This window comes from Nocardia arthritidis, from assembly GCF_011801145.1.
In the GTDB taxonomy this organism is placed as follows: domain Bacteria; phylum Actinomycetota; class Actinomycetes; order Mycobacteriales; family Mycobacteriaceae; genus Nocardia; species Nocardia arthritidis_A.
On the sequence record NZ_CP046172.1, the window covers coordinates 7,348,920 to 7,364,478 of the forward strand.

Here is a 15,559-nt window from a genome sequence, read left to right on the forward strand (position 1 = left end):
GCAGCGCCGGGACCTGTCCCTACGATCCACCATCGCAGTACCAACCCGAAAGTTGTTGTAACGTGCGCACTTCCACCACGCGCCTGTCCCGTACCCTCACCAAATCGGCACTGCTCCTCGCGGCCACCGCGACCGCGGCGACATTCACCGCGGCCTGCGGCGGCACCGGGAACTCCGGCTCCGGCGACAAAACCGTCACCGTCTACTCCGCCGACGGCATGGAGGACTGGTACAAGGGCCAGTTCGACAAGTTCAAGGCCAAGACCGGCATCTCGGTCAACGTGGTCACCGCCGGCTCCGGCGAGGTGGTCAACCGGGTGGAGAAGGAGCAGTCCAACCCGCAGGCCGACCTCGTGGTCACGCTGCCGCCGTTCATCCAGAAGGCCGACGCGGCAGGGCTTCTCCAGCCGAGCGGGGTCGACACCTCGGCCTATCCGGCCACCGCGAAGGATCCGAACGGCAAGTACGTCACGCTGGCCGACAACTACCTGAACTTCATCGCCAACACCTCGGTGGACGCGGGCAAGCTCACCTGGGACGACCTGCTGAAGCCGGAATACAAAGGCAAACTCCAGTATTCGACCCCGGGCCAGGCCGGTGACGGCACCGCGGTACTGGTGCTGCTGCAACAGCTGCGCGGCAAGCAGGGCGCGCTGGACTACCTGAAACAGTTGCAGGCCAACAATGTCGGCCCGTCCTCCTCCACCGGCAAGCTGCAACCGAAGGTGGACAAGGGTGAGCTGCTGATCGCCAACGGCGATGTGCAGATGAACTCCGATTCGGTCAAGTCCGGTTCGAAGTTCACCATCTTCTTCCCGGCCGGCGCCGACGGTAAGCGCTCGACCATCCCGGTTCCGTATGTGCTGGGCCTGGCCAAGGGTGCGCCGCACACCGACGCGGCCAAGAAACTGATGGATTACCTGCTGTCCAAGGAGGTTCAGGCCACCCTGGGCCCGGACGCGACCGCCGTCTCGGACCGCACCGACCTGCGGGATGCGGCAGGCGGCCCGGCCGCGGTGATCAAGGGCGTCGAGGTGTTGCACCCGGACTGGAACGAGGTGCTCGCCGACCTGACCGCCGATATCGACGCATACAACAGGGCAATCGGAGGCTGATATGTCACCCGGCGACACGCTCATCGAATCGGCAACGGCCGCAGCCACTTCCGGTGCCGACGAACCCGCCATCGTCTTCGACAGGGTCGGCGTCCGATATGGGACGGGCCGCAAAACCACCGTCGCCCTAGCCGATTTCACGCTGCGCGTCGCCGCGGGCGAAACCGTCGCGCTGCTCGGACCGAGCGGCTCCGGCAAGTCGACCGCGCTCAAGGCGCTGGCCGGATTCGTCCGGCCGACCTCGGGTGCGGTCCGGCTGGCCGGACGCGACGTCACCAACCTCTCCCCCGCCAAGCGCGGCATCGGCGTCGTCGTGCAGTCCTATGCGCTGTTCCCGCATATGACCGTGCACGGCAATGTCGCGTTCGGGCTGAAATCCCATCGGGTGCCGCGCCGGGAGATCGACGGCCGGGTACGCGCCGCGCTCGATATGGTCGGGATGGCCGACTATGCGAAGCGCCTGCCGCGCGAGCTGTCCGGTGGACAGCAGCAGCGGGTGGCCATCGCCAGGGCGCTGGCCATCCGGCCCAGGGTGCTGCTGCTGGACGAGCCGCTGGCCGCGCTCGACGCCCAGCTGCGGCAGTCGATGCTGGGCGAACTACAGCAATTGCGGAAAGCGCTGCCGGACACCGCGATGCTGTACGTCACCCATGATCAGTCCGAGGCGCTGGCGCTGGCCGATCGCATCGCGGTGATGCGCGATGCCCGGCTCGTCGATATCGACACCGCCGAAAATCTGTGGCAGCGGCCGCCGACCGGATTCACCGCCGCCTTCCTCGGCGGCGCGAATCTGTTGCCGTGCACCGTGAACCGGGTATCCGGCGGGACCGGCCTGGTCACCGCGGGAACGCGGACGCTGCGCGCGCAGGCGCCCGACCCGGGTGTCGGACAGCTGGATTGGACGCCGGATTCGCCCGCACTGCTCTGCGTGCGCCCGCATACGGTGCGGATCGGCGCGGTCGGCGAGCGGGATGCGCTGCGCGGCAGGGTGGTTGCCAGCGTGTGGCGTGGGGCCTCGACCCGGCTGAGCATCGCGGTGGACGGACTGCCCGGCGAACTCGCGGTGGACGTGCCGGGGCATGCGGCCGCCGCGGTGGACGCGGTGGTCGGGGTGCTGTTCCCCGATCCGGCGGGTGTACTCATCCCGCAGGCGGTCGGCGCCGAATCACTGGCTGGCGCCGCCGATTCCGCCGTCGGTGCATCGGAAGCGCGGGCATGAGGGGCCCGCGGTTCCGCGCCGCACCGCGAAAGGCGCCGGGCCACATCGCGACCCGTCGGTCCGAGGTGGGCAGATGAGCACGGTGCTCGAAGTATCCCAGGCCGCGGCCGCTCCCCCTGCCCCGGAACGACATTGGCGTCCAGTGGTGTGGACGCTGCCGCCGCTGCTCGTGGTGCTCGCCATCGCGGTCTATCCGATTGCCAGGGTGCTCGCCGAATCCACCGTCACGCCGAGCGGGCGGGGCACCGGAGTGTGGGCCGACACGCTGACCTCGGCCGCCTTCCGTAATGCGCTGTGGCGCACCGTATCCATCGCCGTCGCATCCACCGCGGGCTGCCTGCTGCTCGGCACCTTCCTCGCCGTCGTACTCGCCTTCGTACCGTTTCCGGGCTCGGCGCTGGTCGGCAGGCTGATCGATACCGTGCTCACGCTACCGTCGTTCCTGGTGACGCTGGCCTTCACCTTCCTGTACGGCACGGCGGGCGCCGTGAACGCGCTGATCACCGAAATCACCGGCCGCACAACGCCGGTGCTGGATTTCCTCGGAACACCGTTGGGCGTGATCGCTGCGGAGACCACCTTCTTCACCCCGTTCGTGGTCCGGCCGCTGCTGGCCGCATTCGCCCAGCTGCCGCGCGAACAGCTCGATGTGGCCGCGAGTCTCGGCGCATCGCCGTGGCGGGTGCTGCGGCAGGTGGTGCTGCCGGAGGCCTGGCCCGCGCTGGCCGCGGGCGGCAGTCTGGTACTGCTGTTGACGCTCAACGAATTCGGCATCGTGCTGTTCACCGGCGCGAAGGGCGTGCTGACGCTGCCCGCGCTGATCTACACCCGCGGCATCGTCACCTTCGACCTGCCGGGTGCGGCCGTGCTCGCCTCGGTGCAGGTGGCGCTTTCGCTCACGCTCTACACCGCCTACCGGGTGGTCTTCGCCCGCTTCACCGCCGCGAGGGGACGCTGACGTGCTGGTTTGGACGCGCACCGGAAAAGCGGTGCTGCTCACGGTATTCGGTCTGGTGGTGACGGTCGTGTTCGTCGCGCCGATCGCCACCGTGGTCGCCGCGGGCCTCGCGGGCCGATGGACCGGACCGCTGCCATCGCGGTTGGGGCTGGCGAACTTTCGGCAGACGCTGTCCGGCGAGGATGCGGCGAGCCTTTCGGTGAGCCTGCAAACCGCCTTGCTGGCAGGCGCTTTCGCGTTGGTGCTCGGAACATGGGCGGCACTCGCCGCGCGGGAGGCGCCGGGCTGGTGCCGACGGATCACCGATGCGGTGTTCCATCTGCCGGTCGCGGTGCCATCGGTGGCCATCGGCCTCGGCGTGCTGATCGCGTTCAACGAGCGGCCGCTGCTGCTCGGCGGCACCAAATGGATTGTCGTCCTGGCACATTCGGTGCTGGTGCTGGCCTACGCGTTCAGTGCGGTGTCGGCGGCGCTGGACCGGCTCGATCCGACCTTCCGCCAGGCCGCGGAATCGCTTGGCGCGGGGCCGATTCGGGTGCTGTGCCAGGTGACGCTGCCGCTGCTGTTGCCGGCGCTGGGCGCGGCGGCCGGGCTGTCGGTCGCGTTGTCCATGGGTGAGCTGGGCGCGACGATCATGATCTATCCGGCGACGTGGCGCACACTGCCCGTTACCATTTTCGGCGAGACCGATCGCGGCGCGGTTTTCCTCGCCGCGGCCAATACCACGCTGCTGGTGTCGGTGACGTTGTTCGCGCTGGTCCTGCTCGGCCGGTTGAAAGGCCGGGCGGCGTTGCGCTGAAACAATTAGCCGGAGATCGATCCGGCAAAAATATTCGGAAGCCGGTGCGGCAATTGATATTTGATGCCAATGTGGCGGAAACCGACCGGGCGAGGGAATTTGCGGGACCGCGAATTGGATATCGACGAGTCAGGCGCAGACTCCGGCAAATCGGGCATCGAAAATGGTGGCGGCGCGGGCGTTAACCGCCCGAGACGACACCGTTTCGTGATTCTTGATCTTGTGGCACCGCCGCGCGGAGCGAATAGGGGTGTTGCCTGTTCCTTGCCCCGCACCGGAATTCAGGGGCGGGCGTGCCGCGCCAGTCGACCACGCGGCACGCCGGGCGGGGCGCCCCGTTGCGCCCGCCGTCACTGTGGTGGCGACGAATGCATTCGGGCGAAGTCACTGGTCGGATGACTCAGCGCCCGGAACGTCGTCCATCGGCAATGCCAGCGAGTCATTGCTCGGGCAAACGACGGCGGCCACCGGCCACATCGGTTACGAGATCAGTGTACCCGTCGACGAGTTCGGCCAGGTGATACCAGTGTTTATGGGTGTTGTCGCTGCTGACGCCGTCACTGTCTATAGCCTTGTTCGCGTCGACCCAACTGCGCGCCATTCGGTCGACAACGGCGCCGAGACTTTCGGTGTGCAGCGAGGCCCCGTTGCGATGCTGCGGGATCTCCTGCGCGATCCAATCGTTGATATCGTCGACGAGTTCGCCGCGCCGGCAATCTATTTCGGCGACCAGCGCGGCGTCGCGGACCTGCGCGCGGCGCGCGTGCAATTCGGCGAGGGCGTGGGCGGATCGCAGCATTTCCCGGTCCTGGAAACGGCGACCCTGGAAGGCGCACAACAATTGCGGCGCAGTTGGCAAAATCCCCACGGTCGGCGCGCTCATCGCAACTCCCCGAGTTCACCCGACACCAACGCTCTTTGTACCAACATGATTGGCTCTCGATTCGGTTATCCCGGTCATCGGATCGGTTGTTCAAAACTAGGCTAGGTGGATTCTGCGCTTACAGATGCAAGAACGCAAGATTGCATCCGCAATGCGGGCGTCAAGGTCTGGCGACAGCTCGGCGGCGGCAAAGCTAATCTGCCGCAACGGTTTCACATCACCCCGATAGCGAATCCGCCGCTACATTTTCGCACCCGCTACGGCGCGTCGCCAACAACTATCGCTACAGTTTGTAGCCGATTTGTCGCAGCAATTGTTTGCGCGCCGCCTGGTCTTCGGCGGTTTCCACGCCGAGCGGGCCGGATCCGTCGATCACGCCGACGATGCCACGGCCCTGTTCGGTCTCGGCGAGCAGCACCTCGACCGGATTCGCTGTGGCGCAGAAGATTCCGCAGACCTCGGGGACATTGCGGATCGCATTGAGCACATTCACCGGATAGCCCTCGCGCAGGAACACGATGAACGTATGTCCGGCCCCGATGGCCAGCGCGTTCTTCGTGGCGAGTTCGACAAGGTCGGCGTCGTTACCGGAATGCCGGACCAGCCGCGGTCCGGACGCCTCACAGAACGCCAGCCCGAAGCGCAGATGTGGGCTGACCCCGGCCAGCGCCTCGTGCAGATCCTCGACCGTCTTGATGAAGTGGGCCTGTCCGATGATGACGTTCAGGTCCTCGGGCTTCTCGATGCGCGCCGCCGTCAGCTCCATTGATACATAGTGCGCCGCATCGCGATGCAGCCGCCGGGAATCGCGGGGATCACCCGATCACCGACGCGATCCAGTCGCGCACTGCGTGCTGATAGTCGACGGTGTTCGGGGCGACGTTGAGCGCGTGGCCCGAACCGGGCAGCACGAACGTGCGCAGCCGGGCCGCGGGCGCGCAGTACGGCGCCTCCGCCGCGTACAGGGTTTCGGTGGTCGCGCAGACCAGGCATAGCCGGTCCAGGCTGCCGTCGACGACGAGCACCGGCGCGGTGATGGATGTGCTCAGCGCGGTGACGGTCGAGGTGAGGCCGTCGGCCAGCGCGGATATCCGCCCGCGGGCCGGAGCGCCGACGCCGCGACGCCAGCGAGAGATGTTTCAGCGCAATAGGTTTCAACGTGGAACCACCGTCACCGGGTTTGCTGGAATCACGAATTATTATCTGTGCCAGCGGATTACGCGAAGTTGTTGCGGCACAGCGCATTTCGATACATCGCCCGCGATGCCACACCCTCGTCCGACGCCAACCGCTCATTCTCGATATTGCGATCGCCATACGGAGTCATTGCCGTACGCGGTCCGGAATGAGATATTTGCCACGTCGCGATCGAGTGGCCCGTCCGGCCTCTTCGAATTCATTCGATATCTACTGGCCGCTCCCGCGCACCGGGGCCAAAGCCCCATTCGATTCAATAAATGGCTAGGAGCAGTGATGCGTTATACAGCCTTGCCCGCCGCGATGGCATTCGCGTGCGGTGTCGCGATTGTTTCGGCCGGGTTCGCGACCGCGGATCCGCAGCCGCAGCAGGCACCGGATCCGGAAATCTCGCAGTTCGTCTTCGGTCTCGACAACCAGACGGCCAAGCAGAATTTGGACAGGGATACCAGCGACGGCGACGCGTTACCCGTCCGGGTCGGCGATCTCGGCGCGCCGCCCGCGACGTATTCGCTGAAGCAGTACGCGAATCCGGCCGGGAACCAGGGCCGCGTCGGTTCGTGCGTCACCTGGGCGACCGGCTACACCGGCTACGGGATCCTGATGAACGAGCAGGGCATCTCCGGCGGGCCGATGGCGCCGATGTTCATCTACTCGCAGATCGCCAAGGGCCACGACCGCGGCACCTGGGCGGGCGTCGCGCTGCCGATGGAGCGCGACCAGGGCATCGACACCAAATCCGATTACTGGCAGGGCGATTTCGACTACACCACCCAGCCCGACGCCAACGAGCGGGCCAATGCCGCCCACTACAAGCTGTCCGGCGCGAAGGATCTCTCCTCGGGTGATCGGATCCTCAATATAAAGAAGGCGATTTCCTCCGGCCTGCCCGTACCCATCGGCTTCGATGTGCGGGAGAGTTTCCGAAACCTGAACCGCAATAATTCCTACTATGACCCGGATCCGAGCGAGCGTGTCCTCGGCGGACATGAGGTGACGATCGTGGCGTACGGCGAGGACGGCGTCACCATCGAGAATTCCTGGGGAAGCAAGTGGGGAGACAACGGATTCTTCACCGCGCCCTGGTCCTTCATAACCGGCGATGATATCGATGAAATCCATTCGATGGGCCGGTTGGTCACCGAATAATCGGATGTGCCCGTCTGGGGACGTACCCCAGACGGGCGCCTGAATCAGGGTCGCCGCACGCGGTCCGCGGTGTATTCGTCGTCGTCCGCGGGCGGTTCCGGATCCTTCCACTCCTCGGCCCGGCTCGATCTGTTGCCGCGCAGCGTGCCCTCCAGTTCGTGCGCGAGCTCTTCATCATGCACCGGGCCGTGTTTGGTGTTTCCGCGTTCCATATCCCTTGACTCCCTTGTTCGTTCGTCGGGCTACTGATGTCTCAGCAATGCTCCGACGCCATCGGCGGGCGCCTGCTGTTCGTCGACCGGCGTGATATCCGCGCCGATGGACAGCGCGGCGACCGGCACCGCCTCGTCGGCCCGGCGCAGATCCGATGCGTCGCCGAGATTTTCGACATCCTCCAGGGCCTGCAAGGCCGGACCCGCCAGTTGCGTCGGCCCGTCGCCGACCCGGACGATGCGGTCGCCCAGCGCGGGGCCGCTGATCAGCAGTCGGTGCACATTCGCCGTGCGCAGTGCGAAAGTCGTTGCGGGCAGGCCCTCGACGGCCATACCGTGCCCCAGCTCGACGGCGAACCGCTCCAACGCGGCGCGCCCGCGCTCGTTCGCGGTGCGGCGCAACACCTCCGCCACCTGCTCGGCGAACGCGGACCGGTCACCACCGGCCGCCCTGGCGCCGGAGGTGATCTCCACGATGCCGCCATCGCGGTCGAATCGCCGGTCCCGCGACGCCAATTCGGCCCGCAGCGCGGCCCGCGCCTCCACTTCGCCCGCGACGATCACCACTGCGGCCCGGACCGTATCGGCCAGCCGGGCGACCTCGCGCGCGATCTCGATCATGTTGCGCCGCACCGTTTCATCGGTCCGGTGCCGGATCGACCAGTGCGCGAGCCCACCCTGGCGCACCTGGTGCACCGGATGTTCCCGGCCGTGCATCGTAAAGCTCGTCTCGGCGCCGTCGGCATCGACAGCGCGCAGGTCGGCGCCGATCCGATCCACCACGGCAAGCACATGCGGCACCCGCCGCGCGGCCCGCTCGGCCAGCGGCAGCAGGTACGGCAGCGCCGACACCCGGATCGTCTCGCGGTCGGGCGGCCGCGGCAAGGTCTCGTCCACCAGCAGCTCGGTCCGATCCGCGATCAGCAATCGGCCCGACCGGCCCTGTGCCGGTGGACCTTCGATGATCGCCTCGTCCAACGCCCGCATCGACCGCGCGGGCGCGGCGCGGGCCAGCAGCTGGTCGCGGATCGAACGCCAGCGCAATTCCTGCTGCCGGGCCGCGTCCTCGGTGTCGTGCGAATCGTCGAAACATACCGAGACGAACGGCCCCTCGTGTTCGGCCACCCGGCGGATATCCACGGCCGTCACCGGAATCGCCCGGCCGACTCGGCCCGCGCCTGTCCGATGAACTCGTAATACCGCATGCTGTTTCTCCTTTCGCGACTCACCCCGCGGTCTGAGCGAATACGGGGTTGTGGTGCCGCCGGTGTCCAACCATCCAGCGCAACACCGGATCGGGCCCGAGCGGCGGTAGCGGCGGTTCCACCGGATCCGGGCCCGGCTCACGCGGCACCGGATCCCGGCCCGGCGGACGCAGCGGCCGCGGATCGGGTCCCGGTGGTTTCGGCAACCGCGGCACCGGATCGGGTCCGGGTGGGTGCGGCAGCGGATCGGGTACCGGACCGGGATGGGGTGGGAACGGCGGAGTCGGCGGCCGGTCCGGGTCCGGCGGCGCCGGTTCCGGGTCGGGATGCGGCGGTTCGGGAGTCGGCGGGGCCGGATCGGGCACCGGGATGGGCGGCACCGTCATCGCCGGTTCCGGTCCGAACATCTTGTGTGCATGGATCATTCGCTTCTCACCTCCCGGCGTGACCGGAATGCCCCTACACAGCACGGCGCACGGCCTCGATCACGCCACGCTGTGCGGATACCCCTTGATCGATGGCCGAATCGTGATCTGATCCGCGGTTACATCACCGCCCGATTCGATTGATCCGCCGGTGGCCGGGTAGCCGCAGAATGCTCGGCCGACAGGGCCGGGCACCGAAGAATGCAGGGAAGGAGACAGCATGGTCGACTATCCGCAACACGCTGCGGCAGGCACACCGCGGACCTCGACTGTTGGCGAACTCGACGGCAGCAGGCTGGGTGGGCCGCCCGCCATCACCGTCGACGGCCTGGTGCTGCTCGCCGGGCTCTTCACGGCGATAACCCCGTGGGTCGTCGACAGATTCACGGGCGAACAACGGCTCACGATCCAGAATCTGGTGCTGGGCCTGGCAGTCGCGACAGTGGGACTGGTCCTGACCGTGTTCCCGACGCGCGGCTACGCGCTCAGCTGGGTGCTGATCCCGATCGGTGTCTGGGAGTTGATCACCCCGTGGGTGATCGGCCCGCGGCCCGACGCCATCATCTGGACGAATGTCGTCATGGGCATCGTGATCGGCGTCCTCGGCCTGGCGGCCACCGGCCTGCTGGTGTCCGCCGCGACCAACCTGCGGAAGGCCGGCCCGGCTCCGCAGGCCAGAACCGCGCCGAGCTGATCCGCCACGAGTGATCTGTCAATCGAAACCCCCTGCGGTGCACAAACATCGCCGGGGGTTTCCCGAACCATCGGGTTTCGATCGAGACAACCCGGGCATGCCGAGCCCATGAGAGTCGCGATGGTGTCCGAACAGGCCAGCCCGCTCACCGCGTCGAGCGGGCAGCATCGGCACGTCGCGGCGCTGTCCGGTGCGCTGGCCGGGCGCGGGCACGACGTGACGGTATATACCCGGCGCGAGGATCCGCGCGTACCCGATGAGGTGGATTCCGCCGACGGCTACCGGGTGGTGCACGTGCCGGCCGGGCCGCCGCGACACCTGCCCGAGGACAAGCGGCTGCCGTTCCTCGGCGAATTCGGCTCCTATCTCCGGCGGCGCTGGTCGCTCCGGCCGCCGGATGTGGCGCATGCCCACTTCTGGCTGTCCGGGCTGGTGACCGAGCTGGCCGCCCGCGATCTGAAAGTGCCTGTGGTGCAGACCTTTCACACCTTGGGCAGTGTGCGGCAACGGCACCGGATCGCCGAGCCGACACCGCGTCCGCGCATCCGGTTCGAGCGGTTGATCGCGCTGCGCGCCTCCCGCGTGCTCGCGGGCAGCGGTGACGAGCTGCTCGAGCTGACCCGAATGGGCGTGCCGCGCAATCGGATATCGGTGGTGCCGTGCGGGGTCGATTTGAATATCTTCACCCCCTACGGCCGCGCCGCCGATCGCACCGCTGCGCTGCACCGGCTGGTTTCCGTCGGTGATCTGGTGCGGCACAAGGGATTCGATACCGCCATCGAGGCGCTCGCGCACCTTCCGGTCACCGAGCTGCTGATCGCGTGCGCCGCGGCGCCCGAACCCGACGAGGAGCGAAGGCTGTATCGGCTGGCCACCGAAACCGGTGTCGCGGAACGGGTTCGGATCGTCGACCGGTTGTCGCGGCCGCGGATCGCCGAACTGCTGCGCTCGGCCGATGTGGTGGTGTGCACCCCGAGGTACGAAAGTTTCGGCATGGCGCCGCTGGAGGCGATGGCCTGTCGCCGCCCCGTGGTGGCGACAGCGGTCGGTGGAATGACCGATACCGTCGTCGACGGCGTCACCGGCCGCCTCATCCCGGCGCTCGATCCGTCCGCGCTGGCCAGAGCGGTGCGGCCGCTGCTGGAGGATGCCACGCTGCGCGAGGTCTGGGGCGCCGCGGGCCACGCGCGGGCGCGCACCCGCTACTGCTGGCCGCGCATCGCGGGCGAAACCCTCGGCGCCTACCGCCGCGCGGCGCCACTGACCGTCGGCGAGCCGGCATCGTCGGCGCACTGACCGAGACAGGAAGGGCCGATGGATCCTCGGCCGCGACAGCCATAAATCCATCGTGGCCGGTCTGGTGTTCTCCGGGCTGCGGCCGTACTGGATCGCGCCGAGATGGGATGCGGCCCGGCATTTTTCGTATCCGCCGTCACCGGAGCAGGTCGGCGCGGCGCTGACCGGTGGTCGACTGTCTGCGATCCGGGGTGGCCGCCGGGATGAACGTGCCGGATCCCGCCGATCCGGAGCTGAGGACCCTGCGCGTGGTGGCCAGAACCTGAGCTCAGAGTTCGGCGCACACCCTGCGCAGATCGGCGAGGAAGGCCGCGTACGCCTGCTCGTAGTCGGGGGCGCGCAGCACCGCGGACGGGTGCACCGTCGCCATCACCCGGTATTCCGCGAGCGACACCACTTCGCCGCGCCGCTCGCTGACCTTGAAATCGGGGCCCAGCAACGCTTTCGCCGCGATAGCGCCCAGGCAGACCACGAGTTTCGGTGTCACCAGCCGCAATTCGGCGGCCAGCCACGGCGAGCACGCGTAGATCTCGGTGCGGCCCGGCTGCTTGTGGATTCGTCGCTTACCCCGTTCGACAAATTTGAAATGTTTGACCGCGTTCGTCAAATAGACCGTGTCCCTGTCGATTCCAGCCTCGGCGAGTGCGCGATCGAGCAGTCGGCCTGCCGGGCCGACGAACGGCCGCCCCTGCCGGTCCTCCTGGTCGCCGGGCTGCTCGCCGACCAGGACGAGCGTCGCATCGGGCGGCCCAGCGCCGAAAACGGTCTGGGAGGCGCCGATATACAGCGCACAGCCATGGCATCCGGCGGCCGCCGCGCGCAGCTGCGGCAGATCGGCGTCCGCGGGCACGAATTCGGCGGCACCCGGTGCTTTCACAGTCCACCTCCGGCGTCTGGGTACGGTCCGGATAGCCCGCGACGACCGTCGCGAAACCGATCTTTACTCCCGTTCCTTCGGGGTAGCCGGGGAATATGACGATCTCGACGGATATGACGGCCCCCGCGCTGCCCGCACCGCGCGGCGAACTGTCGGCGGCGCTGATCGAGCGCCTGCGGGACAGCCCGGGCCGCCCGCTGTGCCGGGTCGGCGATACCGACCCGTACGGCGAAGACCTGCACTGCGCCCTGCACACCTGCTACGAACTGCACTATCACGGCTTCTCGACGGTGGATCCGGATTGGGAATGGGATCCGGAGCTGCTGCGATTCCGCGCCGCGCTGGAGACCCGATTCGGTGCCGCGCTGCGCGCCGATGTCGCGGGCGGCGACGATCTCGCGACCGAGCTGGACCGGATGCTCACCGAACCGGCGGAACCGGGCGGCCTCAGCGAATATCTGCGCGCGGAGGGCGAATTGTGGCAATTGCGCGAGTATTTCGTGCACCGGTCCATCTACCACCACAAGGAGGCCGATCCGTATATCTGGGTGGTGCCGCGGCTGACCGGTCAGCCGAAGGCCGCGCTGGTCGCGGTGGAATTCGACGAATTCGGCGGCGGGCGGGGCGACCGGGTACACGCCAGACTGTTCGCGGATCTGTTGGCGGGCACCGGATTACACGACGGCTACCTGCACTACCTCGATGCCGTACCGGCGCCGATGCTCGCGGTGGTGAACATGATGTCGCTGTTCGGTCTGCATCGCGGCCTGCGCGGCGCGCTGATCGGGCATTTCGCCACGGTGGAGATCACCTCGCCGCCCGGTGCGCGGCGCATGGTCGCGGCGCTGGAGCGGCTCCATCCGGATCCGGCGTGCCTGCGGTTCTATCGGGAGCACGTGACGGCCGACGCCGTGCACGAACAGGTGATGCGCCACGATGTGCTCGGCAATTTGATTGCCCAACAACCGGATTCGATCACCGATCTGGTATTCGGGATACAGGCGACCAACCTGCTCGAGGACCGCTTCGCCGCCCGGGTGCTCGACAGTTGGCGGGCGGGCCGCAGCTCGCTGCGCGAACCGGTCCGGGGTGCGGTATGACCGCGCCCGACCGAGACCGCAGGCGGGTGCTGTTCACCCCCGACGGACCCGCGCTGATCCAGGGTCCGGTGGAACTGGTGCTGCCGGACGGCAAAACGATCTGCTCCGATCGCTTCATGGTCGCGATCTGCCTGTGCAAGCGGTCGCGGAACTACCCGCTGTGCGATACCAGTCATCGCAAGCGGCGCAGAGGCGACTCGTAACAGGCCGCGCCGCACCACGATCGCCGACGCGACAACCGAATCACCCGCGCTGCCGAGTGATTCGATCGGCCCGCACCACCACCAGCTCCTCCGTCCGCTGTCCCGGTGCGATACGGCCCGTCGCCTCCAGCCAACGGGCGCGCCTGCGCAGCACCGGACCGAACGGAACCGTCCGGCGGGCCACCACGGCGGTCTTCAACCCACCGGCCCGCAGCAGCGCGATGGTGCGGTCGCAGTCGCACAGCGCCGACTGCACCAGCAGCGCGATCCCGTCCGCGGCGAGCAGGGTCGGCAATTTCAGGCACAGCCGGTCGAGTACCGCCCGGCCGTCGGAGCCCGCGTCCCAGGCGACGGCGCGGCCGAGCGCGGGCGGTTCGGCGGCCGACGGCACATACGGCGGGTTGGCGACCACCACGTCGAAGCGCCGTCCCGCCACCGCCTCCGCGAAATCGCCGCGCAATAGCTCGAGGCGCACACCGTGCAGCCTGCCGTTGAGCCGGGTAGCGGCGATGGCCGCGCGCGAGAGATCGACGGCGGTGACCGACCCGGCGCCGAGCCGTGCCGCGTGGATGGCCAAAACGCCACTGCCGGTACAGATGTCGAGCACGCTGCCGCCCGGTGGCAGCGCGGCGCCGCACATCGCGGCGGCGAGCAACCAGGTATCGGCCTGCGGGCGGTAAACGGTGGGTGGTCGGATGAGGCGCACGCCTCCGGAATAACTCGGAATCGCCCGGCTAATCCTCGGCGCGCCGGACGAGTCGGCGTTTACCGCCGCGCTTGCGCGGTACTGCGGTGCGGAAACACCCGACCCGAGGAGGCATGATGAGCAAGGTCAACCCGATCGAACTGCAGAAATCGCTGCACGGCGTCGACTACCCGTGCGACCGCGACGGCCTGGTCAAGGCGGCCGAGAAGAACAAGGCGCAGCGGGAGATCATCGACTTCCTGCGCGGCATCCCGGACCGCACCTACGAGAGTCCGAGCACGGTCAGCCAGCAGGTATCGGGATCGTAATCCCGTGAGCGGGCCGCACTGGATACCGAACCCGCAAGGGCGGCAAACGAATTGACCCGCACCGACTGGGATCCGGTCTCGAAGCAGCTGTTCGAATCCGGGGCGGCGCGCCTGCGCCCGTCACGTGCGTAGCCGTGCCGAGACAGGGTAAGCGCGAGGCAGGAGGTACAACACAATGATTGCACTGCTACTCGTTTTACTGCTCGCGCTGATCCTCTTCGGTGCGGGCTTCGCACTCAAGGCACTGTGGTGGGTCGCCATCGCCGTCCTGGTGATCTGGGCGCTCGGCTTCGTCTTCCGCAGCGCGGGTGCGAACGGCGGCGGCGGCCGCTGGTACCGGTGGTAGACCGCTAATTCCGCCTGTCTCGACCATCTGCCGTGCTGCCCGGCACCCTTTCGTGCGCGGTCAGCAGCAGATGGTCGAACTGGCTCTGGATATCGGGTGGCACCGGATCGATCGTGTCGAGTTCGTCGATGATCTGCGCGGCGAGCACCCGCAACTTGGTGTTGGTCTCCTGGGATCGCCAGGACAGCACCCGGAAGGCCTGTTCGGCATTGATCCGGTAGATCCGCATCAGCACGCCTTTCGCCTGTTCGATCACCGCGCGCGCCGCCACCAGCTCCGGCAGCGTCTGCTGCAGCATCTCGTTCTTGGCATCGGCCAGCGTTCCGGTCAGATCCACGTAGTATCCGTGCGTGCCGACCAGGGCGTCCGATTCATCGAACATGCGGTCCGCGACCACGAGCATGTGGTGCACGTTGCCCGCGGTGTCGACGATGCGGTGCCGGCTGGAGAAGGGCGCGCCGGTCCGCAGGGCCAGATCCAGTACCTCGGTCACCGCCGCGCGGTCCTCCGGATGTTTGTGTGACAGTACGAGTTCCGTCGTCACTCTCACGCTTCCCGGCTGGTAGCCGTGCATCCGAGCGACCTCGTCGGACCACTCCCACCGCTGATCCGAGAACCGAAAACTGAACGTGCCCATGGTCTGCGGCGGAACCCCGTCATCGGATACGCAACGATCGTCGTGCCGTGTGCGCTCAGGTGGAATCGTCACCACTGCCGCCACTCCCCTGCCTTGTCGGAATGGATTTAGAGGATCCACCGGGGTCTGGGGCGGACGGGACGGCCGAATGAACGTCGCTACCGCGACACACACCCGACCTGCCTAGAGCATACCGACGATAAGCGATGCAGCGGCCATCGGCAATGAAG

General features: G+C 67.6%; 20 protein-coding genes and 1 pseudogene. 12 read left to right on the top strand and 9 right to left on the bottom strand.

Annotated features, from left to right (window positions below):
- Nucleotides 1-62: 62 nt before the first annotated feature.
- The 4 genes from F5544_RS32985 to F5544_RS33000 all read left to right on the top strand — a co-directional run bounded on the left by F5544_RS32985 (nucleotide 63) and on the right by F5544_RS33000 (nucleotide 4,091).
- Complete coding sequence (locus tag F5544_RS32985) at nucleotides 63-1,115, top strand: 2-aminoethylphosphonate ABC transporter substrate-binding protein (protein ID WP_174867454.1); 1,053 nt, start codon at nucleotides 63-65, stop codon at nucleotides 1,113-1,115.
- A gap of 1 nt (nucleotide 1,116) precedes the next feature.
- Nucleotides 1,117-2,334, top strand: coding sequence for an ABC transporter ATP-binding protein (locus F5544_RS32990; protein ID WP_167476800.1), 1,218 nt, complete (start codon nucleotides 1,117-1,119; stop codon nucleotides 2,332-2,334).
- Nucleotides 2,335-2,407: 73 nt separating this feature from the next.
- Nucleotides 2,408-3,292: a 2-aminoethylphosphonate ABC transporter permease subunit gene (locus F5544_RS32995; RefSeq protein ID WP_167476801.1), complete on the top strand. Its 885-nt coding sequence runs from the start codon at nucleotides 2,408-2,410 to the stop codon at nucleotides 3,290-3,292.
- A 1-nt stretch (nucleotide 3,293) separates the two neighbouring features.
- Nucleotides 3,294-4,091 (top strand): ABC transporter permease, encoded by a 798-nt coding sequence (locus F5544_RS33000; protein ID WP_167476802.1) that lies wholly within the window; start codon nucleotides 3,294-3,296, stop codon nucleotides 4,089-4,091.
- A gap of 439 nt (nucleotides 4,092-4,530) precedes the next feature.
- Here the strand turns inward: F5544_RS33000 and F5544_RS33005 are convergent, their stop codons facing one another.
- The 3 genes from F5544_RS33005 to F5544_RS33015 form a co-directional block, all read right to left on the bottom strand.
- Nucleotides 4,531-4,890, bottom strand: a complete 360-nt coding sequence (locus tag F5544_RS33005; protein ID WP_167479636.1) for a DUF4254 domain-containing protein — start codon at nucleotides 4,888-4,890, stop codon at nucleotides 4,531-4,533.
- A gap of 367 nt (nucleotides 4,891-5,257) precedes the next feature.
- Nucleotides 5,258-5,740 (bottom strand): adenosine-specific kinase, encoded by a 483-nt coding sequence (locus F5544_RS33010; protein ID WP_167476803.1) that lies wholly within the window; start codon nucleotides 5,738-5,740, stop codon nucleotides 5,258-5,260.
- 49 nt (nucleotides 5,741-5,789) lie between these two features.
- Complete coding sequence (locus tag F5544_RS33015; protein ID WP_167476804.1) at nucleotides 5,790-5,999, bottom strand: hypothetical protein; 210 nt, start codon at nucleotides 5,997-5,999, stop codon at nucleotides 5,790-5,792.
- Between the two features lie 448 nt (nucleotides 6,000-6,447).
- Between F5544_RS33015 and F5544_RS33020 the strand changes: the two genes are divergently transcribed.
- Nucleotides 6,448-7,320, top strand: coding sequence for a C1 family peptidase (locus F5544_RS33020; protein WP_167476805.1), 873 nt, complete (start codon nucleotides 6,448-6,450; stop codon nucleotides 7,318-7,320).
- A 44-nt stretch (nucleotides 7,321-7,364) separates the two neighbouring features.
- On the opposite strand, the gene F5544_RS33025 is transcribed toward F5544_RS33020, so the two are convergent.
- The 3 genes from F5544_RS33025 to F5544_RS33035 form a co-directional block, all read right to left on the bottom strand.
- Nucleotides 7,365-7,532: a hypothetical protein gene (locus F5544_RS33025; RefSeq protein ID WP_167476806.1), complete on the bottom strand. Its 168-nt coding sequence runs from the start codon at nucleotides 7,530-7,532 to the stop codon at nucleotides 7,365-7,367.
- A gap of 30 nt (nucleotides 7,533-7,562) precedes the next feature.
- On the bottom strand, nucleotides 7,563-8,681 hold the full coding sequence (locus tag F5544_RS33030; RefSeq protein ID WP_167476807.1) for a hypothetical protein: 1,119 nt from the start codon (nucleotides 8,679-8,681) through the stop codon (nucleotides 7,563-7,565).
- 76 nt (nucleotides 8,682-8,757) lie between these two features.
- Nucleotides 8,758-9,162 carry a hypothetical protein gene (locus F5544_RS33035; RefSeq protein WP_167476808.1) on the bottom strand — a complete coding sequence of 135 codons (405 nt, stop codon included), beginning with the start codon at nucleotides 9,160-9,162 and terminating at the stop codon, nucleotides 8,758-8,760.
- Between the two features lie 220 nt (nucleotides 9,163-9,382).
- Here F5544_RS33035 and F5544_RS33040 point away from each other — a divergent pair, with 220 nt between their 5' ends.
- From F5544_RS33040 to F5544_RS46720, 3 genes and pseudogenes are all read left to right on the top strand, one after another.
- Nucleotides 9,383-9,856 carry an SPW repeat protein gene (locus F5544_RS33040; RefSeq protein ID WP_167476809.1) on the top strand — a complete coding sequence of 158 codons (474 nt, stop codon included), beginning with the start codon at nucleotides 9,383-9,385 and terminating at the stop codon, nucleotides 9,854-9,856.
- Between the two features lie 108 nt (nucleotides 9,857-9,964).
- The gene (locus F5544_RS33045) at nucleotides 9,965-11,152 is read left to right on the top strand and encodes a glycosyltransferase (RefSeq protein WP_167476810.1); all 1,188 of its coding nucleotides are present in this window, start codon (nucleotides 9,965-9,967) and stop codon (nucleotides 11,150-11,152) included.
- Between the two features lie 22 nt (nucleotides 11,153-11,174).
- A pseudogene (locus F5544_RS46720) lies at nucleotides 11,175-11,312 on the top strand (ornithine decarboxylase); the annotation flags it as partial.
- 108 nt (nucleotides 11,313-11,420) lie between these two features.
- Here the strand turns inward: F5544_RS46720 and F5544_RS33060 are convergent.
- Nucleotides 11,421-12,029, bottom strand: a complete 609-nt coding sequence (locus tag F5544_RS33060) for a UdgX family uracil-DNA binding protein (protein WP_167476811.1) — start codon at nucleotides 12,027-12,029, stop codon at nucleotides 11,421-11,423.
- Between the two features lie 95 nt (nucleotides 12,030-12,124).
- Between F5544_RS33060 and F5544_RS33065 the strand changes: the two genes are divergently transcribed.
- Both F5544_RS33065 and F5544_RS33070 read left to right on the top strand, forming a co-directional pair.
- Nucleotides 12,125-13,129: an iron-containing redox enzyme family protein gene (locus F5544_RS33065; protein ID WP_167476812.1), complete on the top strand. Its 1,005-nt coding sequence runs from the start codon at nucleotides 12,125-12,127 to the stop codon at nucleotides 13,127-13,129.
- Entirely contained in the window at nucleotides 13,126-13,332 is a 207-nt protein-coding gene (locus F5544_RS33070) for a CDGSH iron-sulfur domain-containing protein (RefSeq protein ID WP_167476813.1), read from the top strand. Before F5544_RS33065 ends, F5544_RS33070 begins: the two co-directional genes overlap by 4 nt.
- 40 nt (nucleotides 13,333-13,372) lie before the next feature.
- On the opposite strand, the gene F5544_RS33075 is transcribed toward F5544_RS33070, so the two are convergent.
- Nucleotides 13,373-14,038 (bottom strand): HemK2/MTQ2 family protein methyltransferase, encoded by a 666-nt coding sequence (locus tag F5544_RS33075; protein ID WP_167476814.1) that lies wholly within the window; start codon nucleotides 14,036-14,038, stop codon nucleotides 13,373-13,375.
- A gap of 113 nt (nucleotides 14,039-14,151) precedes the next feature.
- On the opposite strand from F5544_RS33075, the gene F5544_RS33080 reads away from it, so the two are divergent.
- Both F5544_RS33080 and F5544_RS33085 read left to right on the top strand, forming a co-directional pair.
- Nucleotides 14,152-14,346, top strand: coding sequence for a DUF2795 domain-containing protein (locus F5544_RS33080; protein ID WP_203217403.1), 195 nt, complete (start codon nucleotides 14,152-14,154; stop codon nucleotides 14,344-14,346).
- Between the two features lie 175 nt (nucleotides 14,347-14,521).
- The gene (locus F5544_RS33085; RefSeq protein ID WP_167476815.1) at nucleotides 14,522-14,692 is read left to right on the top strand and encodes a hydrophobic protein; all 171 of its coding nucleotides are present in this window, start codon (nucleotides 14,522-14,524) and stop codon (nucleotides 14,690-14,692) included.
- Nucleotides 14,693-14,696: 4 nt separating this feature from the next.
- Here the strand turns inward: F5544_RS33085 and F5544_RS33090 are convergent, their stop codons facing one another.
- A complete protein-coding gene (locus F5544_RS33090; RefSeq protein ID WP_238847516.1) occupies nucleotides 14,697-15,395 on the bottom strand; it encodes a PAS and ANTAR domain-containing protein in 699 nt (232 codons plus the stop codon).
- Between the last annotated feature and the right edge of the window lie 164 nt (nucleotides 15,396-15,559).

Bases quoted from the DNA above. Each gene is read 5' to 3' on its own strand.
- F5544_RS32990 (WP_167476800.1), top strand. From the start codon at position 1,117: ATGTCACCCGGCGACACGCTCATCGAATCGGCAACGGCCGCAGCCACT.
- F5544_RS32995 (WP_167476801.1), top strand. From the start codon at position 2,408: ATGAGCACGGTGCTCGAAGTATCCCAGGCCGCGGCCGCTCCCCCTGCC.
- F5544_RS33005 (WP_167479636.1), bottom strand. From the start codon at position 4,890: ATGCTGCGATCCGCCCACGCCCTCGCCGAATTGCACGCGCGCCGCGCG.
- F5544_RS33010 (WP_167476803.1), bottom strand. From the start codon at position 5,740: ATGGAGCTGACGGCGGCGCGCATCGAGAAGCCCGAGGACCTGAACGTC.
- F5544_RS33020 (WP_167476805.1), top strand. From the start codon at position 6,448: ATGCGTTATACAGCCTTGCCCGCCGCGATGGCATTCGCGTGCGGTGTC.
- F5544_RS33025 (WP_167476806.1), bottom strand. From the start codon at position 7,532: ATGGAACGCGGAAACACCAAACACGGCCCGGTGCATGATGAAGAGCTC.
- F5544_RS33035 (WP_167476808.1), bottom strand. From the start codon at position 9,162: ATGATCCATGCACACAAGATGTTCGGACCGGAACCGGCGATGACGGTG.
- F5544_RS33040 (WP_167476809.1), top strand. From the start codon at position 9,383: ATGGTCGACTATCCGCAACACGCTGCGGCAGGCACACCGCGGACCTCG.
- F5544_RS33045 (WP_167476810.1), top strand. From the start codon at position 9,965: ATGAGAGTCGCGATGGTGTCCGAACAGGCCAGCCCGCTCACCGCGTCG.
- F5544_RS33065 (WP_167476812.1), top strand. From the start codon at position 12,125: ATGACGATCTCGACGGATATGACGGCCCCCGCGCTGCCCGCACCGCGC.
- F5544_RS33070 (WP_167476813.1), top strand. From the start codon at position 13,126: ATGACCGCGCCCGACCGAGACCGCAGGCGGGTGCTGTTCACCCCCGAC.
- F5544_RS33080 (WP_203217403.1), top strand. From the start codon at position 14,152: ATGATGAGCAAGGTCAACCCGATCGAACTGCAGAAATCGCTGCACGGC.
- F5544_RS33085 (WP_167476815.1), top strand. From the start codon at position 14,522: ATGATTGCACTGCTACTCGTTTTACTGCTCGCGCTGATCCTCTTCGGT.